Raw genomic sequence first — 14,711 nt, forward strand, 5'->3', positions numbered from 1 at the left:
TATAACGACGATGTTCAATATCATGAACAAAGTGATGTCGCCGCCCGCCCGTTGCCGGGCGGGCGGCGGGACACGTCCCCCTCGATCGTGTCCGACTAGAAGATCGCCGCGCGCGGGCCCCTGATACGCCGGGAACTGTCAACTGGCCGACCGGCACCGGGAGCCGTCTGCCATCATGGCCGGATGCTTGTGCCTGGTCGGATGGTTCGGGGTGTGCTCGCGATCGTCGCCGTCGCCGGTTTCGCCGGCTGCTCGTCGGACGACTCCCCCGAGCCGGACAAGAACCACATCTCCGCCGACGTCATGCGCAACGCGCTGCTCAAGCCCGCGGAGGTCGGCCCCACCTGGAAGACGCCCACCGAGTCGGCGGCGCCCGCGCAGCTGGTGAGCATCTGCGGCGCCGACACCGAGCCGGCGGCGATCCCCGGGCGGCCCACGGTCGTCTCGGCGCCGCTGTCCGACGAGGGCACCAAGGGCGTGCAGAGCCTCACCCAGCACGCCCTCGTCTACGAGGACGCCGTCTCGGCCGCGACCGCCCTCGCCACCCTGCAGACTCTGGCGAACGCCTGCCCGCCCAGCACGCAGCGACCGGCCAAGTCCGGCGACCGGGAAGAGCCCGCGTACACCGAGACCGCGACCACCTCGCCGCTGGAGGAGGGCGCCTGGGCCGGCTTCGTCACCGTACGCAACAAGCTCTACGACAAGGCACACCCGGCCACCGCGGACGTCGCCGTGGCCGCGCTGGCCCGGAACAATGTCGTGCTCGTCGACCAGTACGCGATCTACCGCCTGGGCCGCTCGGACGCGAGCGCCAACCCGCAGTTCGCGGCCGACTGGCGGAAGCTGGTCGGCACGACGCTGAAGCGGATCGGCTAGCTAACGGGCCTTACCCGCCGCGAGCAGGGCGATCGACTTCTCGATCCTGCGGGCGCGGGTCTCCGGCGTCTTCGCCCCGGTCACTTGCAGGACGTGCCAGCTCTGGTTGCTGTAGGACAGCGTGGCCCAGAACGACTTCGCCGCCGGGGACGATTCGAGGGCCGTGGCCAGGTCGGCCGGCACGTCGACCTCCCGGGGTGCGGTGTCCAGCTCGACGTCGACGTCCAGGACCTCGCCGGCGGCGATGCCGGCCTGAGCGCGGCGTTCCGCGCTGACGCCGAGCCAGTAGCTGCCGCCCATCCGGGCGATCGACCCCCGCCACGACTCGCCGTTCACCGTCACGACCACCTTGGGCCGGCCCCCGCCGCCCAGGTCGGCGACAAACTCGTCGCCGACCTGGAAGCCGGTCGTGGTACCACCCGTGGCCTGCAGTTCTGCCCGGAATCTCATGCGGGCGAGAATAGCCGCCGATCAGGGCACGGGGTCGAGATCCCGGCCGGGCGTGCCGGCCTCCGCCGGGACGACCGCGGGCTCGTCCCGCACCTGGGTCAGCTTGCTCGGCCACCACAGCCAACGGCCCAGGTCGAGGCCGAGCGCCGTGACGAGCACCGAGCGCACCACCAGTGTGTCGAGCAGGACGCCGAACGCCACCGCGAACCCGATCTCGGCGAAGGCCACCAGCGGGAGGCTGGCCAGCGCCGCGAACGTGCCGGCCAGCACGATGCCGGCCGAGGTGATCACGCCCCCGGTGGCGGCGAGGCCGACGAGCGCGCCGCGCCGGGTGCCTTGCTGCAGCGTCTCCTCGCGTACCCGGGTCATCAGGAAGATGTTGTAGTCGATGCCGAGGGCGACCAGGAAGACGAAGACGTACAGCGGGAACGAGGTGTCCTCGCCGGCGAAGCCGAACACGTGCTTGAACACGAGGGCGCTGACGCCCAGCGCCGCCACGAACGACAGCACCACGGTGGCGATGAGCACCAGCGGGGCGACGATCGCGCGCAGCAGGATGCCGAGGATCACGAGGACGACCAGCAGCACCAGCGGGATGATGATCCGGTTGTCGTGGTCGTTGGCCGTGTTGACGTCGAGGGTCATGGCGGTCATGCCGCCCACCTTGGCGTCGCCGACCCCGTGCACCGCGTCGCGGACCCGCTCGATGGTCGCCATCGCTTCGTCGCTGTCCGGGGCCGAGGTCAGCACCGCCTCGTAGAGCACCAGGTCGCCGTTGACGACCGGGTCGCCCACCGAGCTGATGCCCGCGGTGCCGGCGACCGTGGACCGGATCTGCGCCGCGGCCGAGTTCTGCCCGATGACCACGACGGGCTGACCCTGGCCGGCCGGGAAGTGCCGGGCCAGCGCCTCCTCGCCGGCCACCGACGACGGCCGGTCGACGAACTGGTCGGCCTGGGCGAGCCCGTTCGCGTCGAGCTGGAACAGGCCCAGCGACATCGCGCCGAGGACCAGCGCAGTGCCGATCCAGACGGTGCGGGGTCGCCGGGCGATGCGGACGCCGAGCCGGGCCCAGACGCCGGTCGCGGTCGGTTCGGCCGAGCCGGCCTTCGGGCGTACGGGCCAGAAGAGCCAGCGCCCGCAGATGACGAGCAGGGCCGGCAGCAGCGTGATCATGGCGAGCAGGCCGACGGCGACGCCGATGGCGGCGACCGGGCCCAGGCCGCTCGTGGAGTTGAGCTGGGCGAGGGTGAGGCAGGACATGCCGATTGCTACGGTGGCGGCGCTGGCGATGATCGCCGGCCCGGCCCGGTGCAGCGCGAGCGCCATGGCCTCGTGCCGGTCCTCGTGCCGGCGCAGTTCCTCCCGATAGCGCGCGACCAGCAGCAGCGCGTAGTCGGTGCCCGCGCCGAAGACCAGCACCGTGAGGATGCCCGCGCTCTGCGCGTTCACGACCAGCCCCGCGTGCTTGGCGAGCAGATAGATGACCGCCTGCGAGGCGGTCAGCGCCACGCCGGCGGAGAGGATGGGCAACAGCCAGAGAATCGGACTCCGGTACGTGATGAGCAGGATGATCGTCACGACGGCGAGCGTGGTGTAGAGCAGCGTGCCGTCGATGCCCTCGAACGCCTCCGCGGAGTCGGCCGCCGTGGCAGCCGGACCGGCGAGGTGGACGTCGAGGCCGGCCGCGGAGCCACCGGTGGCCGCCTTCACCTGGTCCACGACCTCGACGATGCGCTGCCAGCCGTCCTGGTCCACCTTGATCGGCACGATCGTCTGGAACGCCTTGCCGTCCTGCGCGGGCACCGGGCCGGCCACCTGACCGGCCACCCCGGCGATCTGCTGCAGCCGCGCCACGTCGGCGGTGGCCTTCTGCCGGTCGGCCGGGGTGACGCCGGCGCCGCGCTCGTACACGATCACGGCCGGCACGATGTCGTCCGGCCCGAACCGGCCCTGAAGATCGGCGACCTGGGTCGCCTCGGCGCCGCCGGGCAGCCACGCCGAGTTGTCGTTCTTCTCGACGCCGGTCAGCTTCCCGGCCAGCGGCCCGGCGACCGCGAGAACCACCACCCACAGGCCGAGGACCACCCACTTGGTCCATCGTCCACACACGAGCCAAGCCATGCCGTTACCCCCGATGTAGTCCGACAGCAGGCGAGCGTAGACCCGCCCGGCCGCCCGCCAGAAGCAGCGAGCCGACAGCTCAGGGGTTTTTTCAGGGACATCGATCACACCGGATGGGTTGATCGTCGACCCGGGGTCGGCGGTTCGGCGCAGGACCCCCCCACCTGAGGGGGGCCGGTCGGTCTAGGCGGCCGCCGCGGAGGCGGACTCGACGGCGGCGCGGATGCACTGGGCGAGGCCGATCGCCTGCACCACCGACAGCACCGGCGTACGCAGCTCGAATGCCAGGTTCTGCCCCAGGGCGAACAGGCCGCCGCGGGTGTGCAGCTCGGCGACCGGGGAGCCGGCCTCGTCGGTGATCGTGAACTCCCGTGCCGTCCAGTTCCCCTTGGTGGCCAGGCTGCGGCCGTCCGGCAGCGACACGACGCCGCGGCCCGAGGGGCCGGTCCACCCGCCGAACTTCAGCGACAGCAGGAACTCCGACTGCGGGCCCATGAGCTCGTACTTGTTGCCCCAGAACCCGGCCTGGGCGCCGGCGGCCAGCAGCGCCGTGCCGGTCGCGTCGAGGATCTCGAAGCGCCGGCGCGAACTCCACACCCGGCGGCGGATGGTGGCGACGGGCAGGCCGTCGTCCGTGGTGACGGTGGAGGTGGAGCCGAGGACGGGCGAGTCCGGCAGCAGCAGGACCCCGGTGAAGGGCGTGTGCATCGCCCCATTCTGGCCTCCGCGCGCAACCACCGGAGTTCCTCAGGTACGGGCGTCCACCCAGCCGCAGTCCGAGCAGACGTCGAACCCGCGGAACCGGGCGATGCGGCGGCGACCGCTGGGCGAGTCGAGGAAAACGCCGCTGAGCTGGGGAAATGCGGAGCGGACCGGCGGGCCACGGGTACCTCGTTCGAGCTGACCGCGGCCCGCCGGCTTGACTAGAACCCGCCGGTGTAGAGCAGCCGGTTGGGCGAGCCGGAGCCCGGGCTGCCCACCACACCGGTGGTCGCCGCGGACACGACCGCCGAGTGCACGTCGGCCGCCGTGGCGGTGGGGTGCGTCGCCAGGTAGAGCGCGGCCGCGCCGGTCACGTGCGGGGTCGCCATCGACGTGCCGCTGATGGTGTTGGTGGCGGTGTCACCGGTCCCCCACGCCGAGGTGATGTTGATGCCGGGCGCGAAGAGGTCGACGCAGGTGCCGCGGTTGGCCCAGCTGGGCTTGCGGTCGCTGCTGTCCACGGCGGACACCGTGATGGCGGTCGGCACGCGCGCCGGCGACTGGGTGCAGGCGTCCAGGGCGAAGATGCCGAAGAGGCCGTTGCCCGCCGCGATGGAGTAGCTCACGCCGGAGGCGATCGACCGGGTCACCGCGCTGTCCAGCGCGGTGTCCGCGCCGCCGCCGAGGCTCATGTTGGCGACCGCGGGCTTCTGCGCGTTGGCGGTCACCCAGTCGATGCCCGCCACGACCTGTGCCGTGGTGCCGCTGCCCTGGCAGTTGAGGACGCGGACCGCGACGAGCTGCACGCCCTTCGCGACGCCGTACGAGGTGCCCCCGACCGTGCCCGAGACGTGCGTGCCGTGGCCGTTGCAGTCGTCGGCCGTACCGCCGTCGACGGCGTCGAAGCCGCTGGTCGCGCGCCCGCCGAAGTCCTGGTGGGTGATGCGGATCCCGGTGTCGATGATGTAAGCGTGCACGTTCGAGGCGCGCGTCGAGTACGTGTACGCCGAGTTCAGCGGCAGGTTGCGCTGGTCGATCCGGTCGAGGCCGTACGACGGCGGGTTGGTCTGGGTGTCGCTCGCCCGGTGGACGACGTCGGCCTGCACGTACGCGACGGCCGGGTCGGCGGCCATCCGGCGAGCCTGGCGGGCGGTCATCGTGGCCGCGAAGCCGCGCAGCGCATGCGAGTACGTCCGCCGCACCGTGCCGCCATGACGGCTCGCGAGGGTGCGCGCCTGCCCAGCGACCGCGGAACGGTTCTCCTTCAGGACGATCACGTAGCTGTCCGGGACGACCTCGGCGCCGGATGCGGCGAGGACTGCTTTCTCGGCGGGCGCCGCATCGGCGGCCGCCGGCACGCCTAGGGTGGTCAGGGCGACGGCCGCCGTTGCCGCGACCGCACATCTCATGGATCTCCGCATGAACGCCTCCCCCTGTGACGGGTTGACTCCGTGCGGTGAACGTAACAGTTTTATCGATTCATGAGAATGTCTCGGTTCATTCGCTGTCCGCGGGTCCTTCGAGACCCGCCTTTTCGTCGCGTTCCGCCCATTCCAGCAGCGGACGCAGGTCGTGCGCGGTGTCGTCGATGGTCGCGTGCAGATCCCCGAGCTCGGCGAACCGGGCCGGGACCGTCCGCAATGTGAAGTCGTCGGGCTCGACGTCGTCGATCTCGTCCCACCGGATCGGGGTCGACACCGTCCCCCGCTGGTTGCCCCGCACCGAGTACGCGCTCGCGATCGTGTGGTCGCGGGCGTTCTGGTTGTAGTCGACGAAGAGCTTGGCGGGATCCCGGTCCTTGCGCCACCAGGTAGTGGTGACGTCCGCGGCGGCGCGGCGCTCGACCTCGCGGGCGAAGGCAAGGGCGGCCCGGCGTACGTCACCGAAGCCGTGCTCCGGCTTGATGCGGACATAGACGTGCAACCCACGGCCGCCGGAGGTCTTCGGATAGCCGGCGATCCCGAGGTCGTCGAGGACCTCGTGGGCCACGTGCGCGACCCGGCGTACGGTCGCGAAGTCGCACTCGGGCATGGGGTCGAGGTCGATGCGCCACTCGTCCGGCTTCTCGGTGTCGGCGCGCCGCGAGTTCCACGGGTGGAACTCGACCGTCGACATCTGCACCGCCCAGACGACCTCGCCCAGCTGGGTCACGCACAGCTCGTCGGCGTGCCGGTTGTAACGGGGGAAGGTGACGCGCACGGTCTGCAGCCACGGCGGGGCGCCGTGCGGAACCCGCTTCTGGTGCACCTTCTCGCCGGCCAGGCCGTCGGGGAAGCGGTGCAGCATGCACGGTCGTTCGCGCAGCGCCCGGACGATGCCGTCGCCGACGCTCAGGTAGTAGTGGACGAGGTCGAGCTTGGTCAGGCCGAGCTCCGGGAAGTACACCCGGTCGGGGTTCGACACCCGTACCGTGTGCTCCCCCGCCTCGACCTCCACCGCGGGCGCCTTCGTGGCCATGGACCACAAACTAGCCGCTCAGTCCTCCGAGCGGTGGCGCCCCACGCGAATCAGCTCGCGCTGCTCCGGAATCGCAGCGCGGCGACCGCCGCCGAGGTGCTTGATGGCGTACATCGCGTGGTCCGCCGCACGCAGCGCCTGGCCGGGATCGTCCGAGGCGTTCGCGAGGTGGACGCCGACGCTCGCCCCGATGGTGATCTCGTTGCCGAGGACGTGGAACGCTCGCTCGACCGACAGCCGGACCCGGGTGCTCATCGCGTCGGCGTCCGCGCGGTTGGTCACGCCGGGCATGAGGACCACGAACTCGTCGCCGCCGACCCGGGACACAACGTCCTGCACGCGGACGCACCCGCTGAGCCGGTCGGCGACCTGGCGCAGCAGCTCGTCGCCGACCTCGTGGCCGTGGGCGTCGTTGACCGGCTTGAAGCCGTCCAGGTCGACGAAGAGCACCGCCACCGACTCCTGCTGCAACGAGGTGCCGAGCGCGTCCTGCATGCGGCGGCGGTTCGGCAGCCCGGTGAGCGGGTCGTGCTGCGCCTCGTAGGCCAGCCGCTCCTGGAACGCGCGGGTCTCGGAGACGTCGCGAGCGTTGATCACGATGCCGGTCAGGGCCGGGTTGTGCATCTGGTTCGACGCGGTGAACTCGAACCAGGTGGCCCGGCCGGCGGCGTTGAGGACCCGCGTCTGCAGGCGCAGCACGCTGTCGCGCTCGGCGAACAGCCGCCCGAAGGCCTCCATCATGCGGGGCCGGTCCTCGGGATGCACGAGGTCGAAGACGCTGCTGCCCTGCAGCGAACCCGGTGGGAAGTGCAGCACGGAAGCCGCGCTGGGGCTGGAGTACGCGAGCCGCCCGTCCGCGTCGAGCACGGCCACCATGTCGGGCGCGTGCTGGAACAGGGCCTGGAACTTCTCGTCGGCACGCCGCCGCTGCACCTGGGTGCGGTAGCCGAGGATCGAGATGCCGACCGCGCCGATCAGGAGCATGGCGAGCAGGGTCAGGTTGATCGTCTGGCTGCGCTTGTGGACCGCGCCGTCGAACGAGGCCGTCGTCTGCGTCCGGACGTAGTTCCAGCCGTCCGGCAGCACGTCGCCGGTGACGAGGATGGCGGTCATGGGCGTGTGGCCGACGTGGTACTCCACGAACGTGGATCCCTGCGGGTGTTCGCGCGCGGCGGCCACGACGGCGGGGTCGATCGTGGTGCCGATCCTCGTGCCGTCACTGCTGAACCCGACCGTACCGGCGCTGTCGACGATCATCGTCAGGTGCGCGTCGGACTTCAGCTTCGAGGTGTACGCCTGCAGGGTCGTGTCGGCGAACTTGTTGAAGCCGAGCAGCAGCCCCACCGGAGCCCCGGCGACCTTGATCGGCACCCCGACGGCCTCGACCGCCGTGCGCTTGCCGTCGGTGCCGTAGACCGACATGACCGAGGAGAACCCGGGCTTGCCGGCGAGCAACAGGCTCAGCATCACCTTGTAGCCCGGGTCGGTGGCGTCGGGCAGCGCGTTGGCCCGCGTGGCGTTGATGACGGTGCCGTTGAGGTCCGTGATCGCCGCCCCGTAGGGGAACAAAGGCGATTGGGCGACGTACTTCTCGAGGGCCTTGCGGTCGCCGGCCTGACCCGGCGCCAGGATGAACGGGCGGCTCTCGGCGAACTCGTTGAGCTCCTTGGCGGAGAGCAGCTGCATCTGTCCGGCCAGGGTGGCGTTGTTCACGGCCAACGCCTGTGAGTCAGCACGGTGAACCGTGTCGGCCGCGCGCAGCGCCGAACGGTTGACCAGTACGCCGACGATGCCGACGGCCACCAGCAACAACACGCTGACGGCCACGGCGATCCAGTTGCGCAGCCGCATGGAATGCCTCCCTCGCCCGGATTTATCGGGCGTGGCGGAGGGGACCTGAAGAAATCCGCGCGGAATCCGCGCCACAACCGTCCCGGCGGCACCATCCGCACCGCGGCATCAAGCCCGGCCGCTCCGCCACGGCGGGGGCTGGCCGTGCAGCCACCACTGGAGCGCTCCGGTGATCCGGGGCAGCACCAGATAGGCCATGAGCGGCGTCAGCACCAGCGTCGAGACGAGCGTGCGGATCACCACGTGCTGGCCCTCCAACAGGTGACCCAGCGTGACGGCCGACAGCAGGCTCACCGGGAAGAACCCCAGCCAGATCGTCACGGCCTGCTTCCACCGCGGCGGTGGCGCGGGGGCCGCGGTCAGTTCGTCGACCGACTGCTCACGCGGCGGGTCGAACCAGCCCTCGATGCCGGTGCGGCGCTCGACCCGAGTGTGTTCCACCATGCCCTGCGCGGACGACAGCCACCACTGGCGCTGCGGCGACTCCTCCCACGCGTGCAACGACTCGGCATCGGCGAAGCGGTAGAGCATGTGCCACTCGGTGGAGCCCAGCACCGGACGGACCCAGCCGACCCCGAGGAAGCCCGGGAAGTCCTCCGCCAGCGTCGCCCCGGCGCGCACCCAGGCGAGCATCTCCGCGTTGCGGGAGGGGTCGGCCTTACGGGTGATCGCCACCGTGACGGCGAGCTGCTGAGGTGCGGTCTCCATGCCCCCATCCTCGGCCGCCGGGATCACGGGCGGGCTGCGATCGGCGTTCTCCGCCCGTGTCCTCGCTCACCTTGGAGTAAGTTCCGGAGGCATGATTCGAAAGCTGTCGATGGCCGCGCTCGGCCTGGTCACCCTCGCCGCCACGAGCGGCTTCAGCTCCGGCGTCCCGGCACCGTCGTGGGAGCTCTCCGGCACGGGCGTGACGGCCCGCTTCCGCGGCCTGGCCCCGGTCAGCGACCGGATCGCCTGGGTGGCGGGTTCCGCCGGGACCATTCTGCGTACGGTCGACGGCGGGCGGGCCTGGCAGCGGGTGGATCCCCCGGGTACGGCGGACCTGCAGTTCCGTGACATCGAGGCCTTCGACGCGAACCACGCCGTCGCCCTGACCATCGGCGAGGGCGACCAGTCCCGCCTGTACGCGACCAGCGACGGCGGCGCCACCTGGACCGAGACGTTCCGCAACGACGACCCGGCCGCCTTCTACGACTGCGTCACGTTCCTGGACCGCCGCCACGGCCTGGCTCTGTCCGACCCGGTCGGCGGCAGGTTCCGCATCCTCGCGACGGCCGACGGCGGCCACAGCTGGCAGGTGCAGCCGACGGACGGCATGCCGGAGGCGCTGCCCGGCGAGTTCGCCTTCGCGGCCAGCGGCACCTGCCTGGTCACCGCGGACCACCTCGGCCGCGGCCACGCCTGGTTCGCCACCGGCGGGGGCGAGCGGGCCCGGACGTTCGCCACCACCGACGGCGGCCGCACCTGGCGCGTCACCGACAGCGGCATCCCGAGCGGCCCCAGCGCCGGCGTCTACAGCCTCGCGTTCCGCGACCCGTGGCACGGCATCGCGGTCGGCGGCGACTACGCCGTACCGGAGACGGCCCTGGATGCCGCGGCGACCACCCACGACGGCGGCCGCACCTGGAGGCCGGCCCGGACGGAGCCGGGCGAGTACCGCTCGGGAGCCGCCTGGATGCACGGCACGACGGCCCTGGCGGTCGGGCCGACCGGCAGCGACATCAGCCGCGACGGCGGCCGCACCTGGACGGAGTTCGACGGCGGCAGCTTCGACGCGGTGCGCTGCGCGGACGGCGCGTGCTGGGCCTCGGGCGAACAGGGCCGCGTGGCCAGGCTGACCTGGCGGCACTGACCGCGATCACCCGCCCAGGTAGGTCAGCACCGCCAGCACCCGCCGGTTGTCGTCGTCGGACGGTGGCAGGTCCAGCTTCGTGAAGATGTTGTTGATGTGCTTGCTGATGGCCTTCTCGGTGATGCAGAGCCGCGCCGCGATAGCCGCGTTCGAGCGGCCCTCCGCCATCTGACCGAGCACCTCGCGTTCCCGCGCGGTGAGGGCGGCGAGCGGTTCGCGGCGCGCGAGCAGCTGCGACACGACCTCGGGATCCATCGCGGTGCCACCGGCGGCGACCCGGCGGACCGCGTCGACGAACTGGGCGACATCGGAGACGCGGTCCTTGAGCAGGTAGCCGACGCCCCCGCTGCGGTCGGTGAGCAGCTCACGCGCGTACAGGGGCTCCACGTGCTGGGAAAGCACCAGGACGGGCAGGCCGGGAACCTCGGTGCGGGCCGCGATCGCGGCCTGCAGCCCCTCGTCCGTGAACGTCGGCGGCAGGCGGACGTCCACCACGGCCACGTCGGGGCGATGCCGCAGGAGGGCCGGCAGCAGCGCGGGACCGTTGTCGACCGCCTCGACAACCTCGAAGTCGAAGGCCTCCAGTATGCGGGTCAGCCCGTCCCGGAGAAGGGCGAGATCCTCGGCGATGACAACACGCACGGCAGCTCCATCGTGACGACGGTCGGGCCGCCCGGCGGGGACGACAGCGCCATGGTGCCATCGAAGGCGGCAAGGCGGCGCGAGATGCCCCGCAGGCCCGTGCCGGCCCGCGGATCCGCACCGCCGGCGCCGTCGTCGGAGACGACCATTGCGAGCCGGCCGCCGTCGTACACGATCGAAACCGCAGCGGTACGGGCAGAGCTGTGCCGGACGACGTTCGTCAGCGCCTCGGCGATCACGAAGTACGCCGCCGACTCGACCGGCGTCTCAGGCCGGCCCGGCAGGTCGACGTCGACGCTGATCGGCAGCGGGAGACTGAGCGCAACAGCGCGGACAGCGCCGTTGAGGCCACGCTCCGCAAGCACCGGCGGGTGGATGCCCTGCACGAGGAGCCGGAGCTCCACCAGTGCGGCAACGCTGGCCTCGCGCGCCTCGGCGAGCAGCTTCCGCGCGCGGGCCGGATCGCGGTCGAGCATCTCCTCGGCCAGCCCGATCGTCATGCCGAGCGAGACGAGCCGCGCCTGGGCGCCGTCGTGCAGGTCCCGCTCGATGCGGCGCAGCTCGGCAGCCTGGGCGTCGACCGTGTCGGCCCGGCTGACGGTCAGGTGCGCCACCCGCAGCCGCAGCTCGGCGGCCTTGGTCGGGGCGAGGAAGAGCTTGGCGAACCGGGCGTCGACCCGGCGCAGCCAGGGCGCGGCCGTGATGCCCGCCGCCAGGATCACCAGGCCCTGCGGCATCGACGAGAGTCCCTCGCCGACGCTCTCGATGGGCCAGAAGAGCCCGTATCCGTACCAGTCGGTGCCGAGGTAGAGCCAGAAGGGCAGCAGGACGATGCCCTCGACGCCGTAGATCGGCACGACCAGCGAGATCACGCCGAGTCCCAGGCTCACGATCGCGCCGGGCACGAGCCAGGCGACGTCCCGCCAGGTCGCCTGGTCGGTGAGGATCCAGTGATACCGCCGCCAACCACCCGGCATCGCCAGCGGCGGTCCCGGGGCGTACGGCCGGCCGATGACCACGCCGGCCCGGGCGGCGAGCTTGCGCTCCAGGTCGGCACGGGCCCGCAGCACCAGGGTCATGAACGGCAACGCGATCAGGCCGAGCCCCGCCACCGGGCTGAGGGCGAGGGCCACGATCCAGAGCACGAGCAACGGGATGTTCGTCACCGACAGCCCGACGGCGAAGATCCCGCCCGCGACGGCGCGCAGCCCGGTGCGCAGCCATGTCCGCGTCTCCATGGCGCCATTCTCCGTCCTCCCGCCGTGGTGGGGTTAACCCCACCAACCTCCGGGTGCTTCCACTCCTGACATCGAGCCCCGGCCCCGAGACCCTTGAACCATGACGACGATGGAACGGCCGAAAACCACCGCCGGCAGCGACTTCGCCGAACTCGGACGCCGGATATCCCAGGCGGGCCTGCTCGATCGCAGGCCCGGCTACTACGCCCTGCGGCTCGGCGTCGTGGGCGCCATGCTGGTGGGCGGCTGGAGCGCGTTCTTCATGGTGGGGTCGTCGTGGTGGACCCTGGCCGTGGCGGTCTTCCTCGCGGTCACCTTCGCCCAGGTGGCCCTGGTGGCACACGATCTCGCGCATCGTCAGGTCTTCCGCACCAACAGGCCGAGCTCCCGCGCCGGAATGATCGCCGGCAACCTCGGCATCGGGATGAGCTACGGCTACTGGATGGACAAGCACACCAAGCACCACGCCCACCCCAACCACGACGACCTCGACCCGGACGTCGCGCCGGGAGTGCTGGTGTGGTCGACGGAGGCGGCCGCCGGCCGCCGCGGGCGGTTCGGCCGCTGGCTCACCCGCAACCAGGCCTGGCTGTTCTTCCCCCTGCTCACCCTGCTCGGGCTGAGCCTGCGCAAGGACAGCGTCAGCGCGCTCCGCGCCGGATCGATCAAGCGCCGCGGTTTCGAGAGCGCCCTGCTTGCCACGCACATCATCGGCTACCTGGCGGCCCTGCTGCTCGTCCTGAACCCGTTCCAGGCGCTGGCGTTCTTCGTGGTGCACCAGGCCCTATTCGGGGTGTACCTGGGCATGACGTTCGCGCCGAACCACAAGGGCATGCCCCACCCGACGGGCGACGAGGACTTCCTCCGCAAGCAGGTGCTGACGTCCCGCAACGTGCGAGGAGGATGGCTGACGGACGCGGCGCTCGGCGGCCTCAACCACCAGATCGAGCACCACCTGTTCCCGGGCATGCCGACGCCGAACCTGCGCAGGGCCCAGCCGATCGTGCAGGCGTACTGCGCGGAGATCGGCGTCTCCTACGAGGTCACGGGCCTCGCCGAGTCGTACGGCATCGCCCTTCGCCACCTGCACGCGGTGGGCGCTCCCCTGCGCCCCTGAACCTGTGCGACCGTGCTCTTGGCGCACCTGGCGTGCCGCACGTATCGAACAGGAGGCGACGATGGATCTTCAGCTCACCGACAAGGTCGCGGTCATCACCGGTGGCAGCGTCGGTATCGGTCTCGCGGTCGCCCGCGGCCTGGCCGCCGAGGGGGTCCACCTCGCGTTGTGCGCCCGCGACGAGTCCCGCCTGCGGACCGTCGTGGACAGGATCAGAACCGATTTCCCGGTACGCGCCATAGCGGTCCCCGCCGACGTCGCGCACCCGGACGGCATAGCGGCCCTCGCCGACGCGGTCACCACAGAGTTCGGCGGCGCCGACATCCTGATCAACAACGCCGGCACCGGCAGCGAGGAAACCATCCTCGAAGCGCCCGACGAGCGCTGGCAGGCGTACTGGGAACTCCACGTCATGGCCGCGGTCCGCCTGGCCCGCGCCCTCGCCCCGGGCATGAAGGCCCGCGGCGGCGGGGTGATCCTGCACAACGCATCGATCTGCGCCACCCAGCCCCTGGGCTACGAACCGATCTACAACGTCACCAAGGCGGCGCTGGTGATGTTCTCGAAGTGCCTGGCCAACGAGCTGATCGGCGACGGCATTCGGGTCAACGCCGTCAATCCCGGTCTGGTGATGACGCCGGACTGGCAGAAGACAGCGAAGCAGCTGACGGCCGGGACGGACACATCGTGGGAGGCGTACCTGCAGAAAATCGCCGACGACAACGCGCCGATCGGCCGGTTCGCCGACCCGGAGGAGATCGCCGACCTGTTCGTGTTCTTGTGTTCGCCGCGGGCGAGCTACGCGGTCGGCTCGACGTACTACATCGACGGCGGCTGGCTGCGCACCACTACATGATCACCCGCTGTCGCAGGCCCCGGTGTCGAACCGGGCGGTCCGCCCTTATGAGGGGCGGGCGAGCAGCCAACGCTCCGCCTGCGTTTGTGGCAGGGATGGGATTTGAACCCACGACCTCGGGCTTATGAAACCCGCGAGCACTCCGAACTGCTCCACCCTGCTAGTGCGCCGCCGGGGACTCGAACCCCGAACAAACTGATTAAGAGTCAGTCGCTCTACCATTTGAGCTAGCGGCGCCCGCACCCCCCAGCAGGACTCGAACCTGCGGCCTCGACGTTCGTAGCGTCGCGCGCTCTCCATCTGCGCCATGGGGCATCGTTTTCGTGTCTTCGATCGGCATGGTGTCTTCGGTCGACTCTGTGTCTGGCTCGGCTTTGGCTTTTGGGCACGGCTTCGTCGTCAGGCATCCCTGTGCAGGTGCCTTCAACTTCAGCGCGGCTTTGTCTTCAGCCGCGCCTTTCTCTTCAGCCGCCGCTTTGTCTTCAGCCGCCGCTTGGCCTCGAGGGGGGCCTTGTTCCGAGGGGCGGCCTTGTTCCAATGGCAGCC

13 protein-coding genes and 3 tRNA genes are annotated in these 14,711 nt (G+C 71.1%); 4 read left to right on the forward strand and 12 right to left on the reverse strand.

Annotated features, from left to right (window positions below):
- Nucleotides 1-183: 183 nt before the first annotated feature.
- Nucleotides 184-876, forward strand: coding sequence for a hypothetical protein (locus tag AB0368_RS16120; RefSeq protein WP_366154653.1), 693 nt, complete (start codon nt 184-186; stop codon nt 874-876).
- Here AB0368_RS16120 and AB0368_RS16125 read toward each other — a convergent pair whose 3' ends face one another.
- The 7 genes from AB0368_RS16125 to AB0368_RS16155 all read right to left on the reverse strand — a co-directional run bounded on the left by AB0368_RS16125 (nt 877) and on the right by AB0368_RS16155 (nt 9,168).
- The gene (locus tag AB0368_RS16125; protein WP_366154654.1) at nt 877-1,326 is read right to left on the reverse strand and encodes a YdeI/OmpD-associated family protein; all 450 of its coding nucleotides are present in this window, start codon (nt 1,324-1,326) and stop codon (nt 877-879) included.
- 21 nt (nt 1,327-1,347) lie between these two features.
- Complete coding sequence (locus AB0368_RS16130; protein WP_366154655.1) at nt 1,348-3,450, reverse strand: MMPL family transporter; 2,103 nt, start codon at nt 3,448-3,450, stop codon at nt 1,348-1,350.
- Nucleotides 3,451-3,633: 183 nt separating this feature from the next.
- Nucleotides 3,634-4,158, reverse strand: coding sequence for a hypothetical protein (locus AB0368_RS16135; RefSeq protein ID WP_366154656.1), 525 nt, complete (start codon nt 4,156-4,158; stop codon nt 3,634-3,636).
- A 215-nt stretch (nt 4,159-4,373) separates the two neighbouring features.
- Nucleotides 4,374-5,561 carry a S8 family peptidase gene (locus AB0368_RS16140; RefSeq protein ID WP_366154657.1) on the reverse strand — a complete coding sequence of 396 codons (1,188 nt, stop codon included), beginning with the start codon at nt 5,559-5,561 and terminating at the stop codon, nt 4,374-4,376.
- Nucleotides 5,562-5,649: 88 nt separating this feature from the next.
- Nucleotides 5,650-6,609 carry a non-homologous end-joining DNA ligase gene (gene ligD, locus AB0368_RS16145; protein ID WP_366154658.1) on the reverse strand — a complete coding sequence of 320 codons (960 nt, stop codon included), beginning with the start codon at nt 6,607-6,609 and terminating at the stop codon, nt 5,650-5,652.
- Nucleotides 6,610-6,627: 18 nt separating this feature from the next.
- Nucleotides 6,628-8,460: a sensor domain-containing diguanylate cyclase gene (locus AB0368_RS16150; protein WP_366154659.1), complete on the reverse strand. Its 1,833-nt coding sequence runs from the start codon at nt 8,458-8,460 to the stop codon at nt 6,628-6,630.
- A gap of 108 nt (nt 8,461-8,568) precedes the next feature.
- On the reverse strand, nt 8,569-9,168 hold the full coding sequence (locus tag AB0368_RS16155) for an antibiotic biosynthesis monooxygenase (RefSeq protein WP_366154660.1): 600 nt from the start codon (nt 9,166-9,168) through the stop codon (nt 8,569-8,571).
- Between the two features lie 91 nt (nt 9,169-9,259).
- On the opposite strand from AB0368_RS16155, the gene AB0368_RS16160 reads away from it, so the two are divergent.
- The gene (locus AB0368_RS16160; protein ID WP_366154661.1) at nt 9,260-10,312 is read left to right on the forward strand and encodes an oxidoreductase; all 1,053 of its coding nucleotides are present in this window, start codon (nt 9,260-9,262) and stop codon (nt 10,310-10,312) included.
- Nucleotides 10,313-10,318: 6 nt separating this feature from the next.
- Here AB0368_RS16160 and AB0368_RS16165 read toward each other — a convergent pair whose 3' ends face one another.
- Complete coding sequence (locus AB0368_RS16165; protein WP_366154663.1) at nt 10,319-10,954, reverse strand: response regulator transcription factor; 636 nt, start codon at nt 10,952-10,954, stop codon at nt 10,319-10,321.
- On the reverse strand, nt 10,906-12,192 hold the full coding sequence (locus tag AB0368_RS16170; RefSeq protein WP_366154664.1) for a sensor domain-containing protein: 1,287 nt from the start codon (nt 12,190-12,192) through the stop codon (nt 10,906-10,908). Before AB0368_RS16170 ends, AB0368_RS16165 begins: the two co-directional genes overlap by 49 nt.
- A gap of 100 nt (nt 12,193-12,292) precedes the next feature.
- Here AB0368_RS16170 and AB0368_RS16175 point away from each other — a divergent pair, with 100 nt between their 5' ends.
- On the forward strand, nt 12,293-13,309 hold the full coding sequence (locus tag AB0368_RS16175) for an acyl-CoA desaturase (RefSeq protein WP_366154665.1): 1,017 nt from the start codon (nt 12,293-12,295) through the stop codon (nt 13,307-13,309).
- Between the two features lie 61 nt (nt 13,310-13,370).
- Nucleotides 13,371-14,165: an SDR family oxidoreductase gene (locus tag AB0368_RS16180; protein WP_366154666.1), complete on the forward strand. Its 795-nt coding sequence runs from the start codon at nt 13,371-13,373 to the stop codon at nt 14,163-14,165.
- A gap of 87 nt (nt 14,166-14,252) precedes the next feature.
- Here AB0368_RS16180 and AB0368_RS16185 read toward each other — a convergent pair.
- The 3 genes from AB0368_RS16185 to AB0368_RS16195 all read right to left on the reverse strand — a co-directional run bounded on the left by AB0368_RS16185 (nt 14,253) and on the right by AB0368_RS16195 (nt 14,480).
- Nucleotides 14,253-14,327: transfer RNA gene (locus AB0368_RS16185), tRNA-Met, on the reverse strand.
- Between the two features lie 2 nt (nt 14,328-14,329).
- Nucleotides 14,330-14,402: transfer RNA gene (locus tag AB0368_RS16190), tRNA-Lys, on the reverse strand.
- A gap of 4 nt (nt 14,403-14,406) precedes the next feature.
- Nucleotides 14,407-14,480: transfer RNA gene (locus tag AB0368_RS16195), tRNA-Arg, on the reverse strand.
- Nucleotides 14,481-14,711 lie beyond the last annotated feature (231 nt).

It is taken from the genome of Actinoplanes sp. NPDC051475 (assembly GCF_040689425.1).
Classification (GTDB): domain Bacteria; phylum Actinomycetota; class Actinomycetes; order Mycobacteriales; family Micromonosporaceae; genus Actinoplanes.

Bases quoted from the DNA above. Each gene is read 5' to 3' on its own strand.
- ligD (WP_366154658.1), bottom strand. From the start codon at position 6,609: ATGGCCACGAAGGCGCCCGCGGTGGAGGTCGAGGCGGGGGAGCACACG.
- AB0368_RS16155 (WP_366154660.1), bottom strand. From the start codon at position 9,168: ATGGAGACCGCACCTCAGCAGCTCGCCGTCACGGTGGCGATCACCCGT.
- AB0368_RS16175 (WP_366154665.1), top strand. From the start codon at position 12,293: ATGACGACGATGGAACGGCCGAAAACCACCGCCGGCAGCGACTTCGCC.
- AB0368_RS16125 (WP_366154654.1), bottom strand. From the start codon at position 1,326: ATGAGATTCCGGGCAGAACTGCAGGCCACGGGTGGTACCACGACCGGC.
- AB0368_RS16170 (WP_366154664.1), bottom strand. From the start codon at position 12,192: ATGGAGACGCGGACATGGCTGCGCACCGGGCTGCGCGCCGTCGCGGGC.
- AB0368_RS16120 (WP_366154653.1), top strand. From the start codon at position 184: ATGCTTGTGCCTGGTCGGATGGTTCGGGGTGTGCTCGCGATCGTCGCC.
- AB0368_RS16130 (WP_366154655.1), bottom strand. From the start codon at position 3,450: ATGGCTTGGCTCGTGTGTGGACGATGGACCAAGTGGGTGGTCCTCGGC.
- AB0368_RS16160 (WP_366154661.1), top strand. From the start codon at position 9,260: ATGATTCGAAAGCTGTCGATGGCCGCGCTCGGCCTGGTCACCCTCGCC.
- AB0368_RS16140 (WP_366154657.1), bottom strand. From the start codon at position 5,561: ATGAGATGTGCGGTCGCGGCAACGGCGGCCGTCGCCCTGACCACCCTA.
- AB0368_RS16180 (WP_366154666.1), top strand. From the start codon at position 13,371: ATGGATCTTCAGCTCACCGACAAGGTCGCGGTCATCACCGGTGGCAGC.
- AB0368_RS16150 (WP_366154659.1), bottom strand. From the start codon at position 8,460: ATGCGGCTGCGCAACTGGATCGCCGTGGCCGTCAGCGTGTTGTTGCTG.
- AB0368_RS16135 (WP_366154656.1), bottom strand. From the start codon at position 4,158: ATGCACACGCCCTTCACCGGGGTCCTGCTGCTGCCGGACTCGCCCGTC.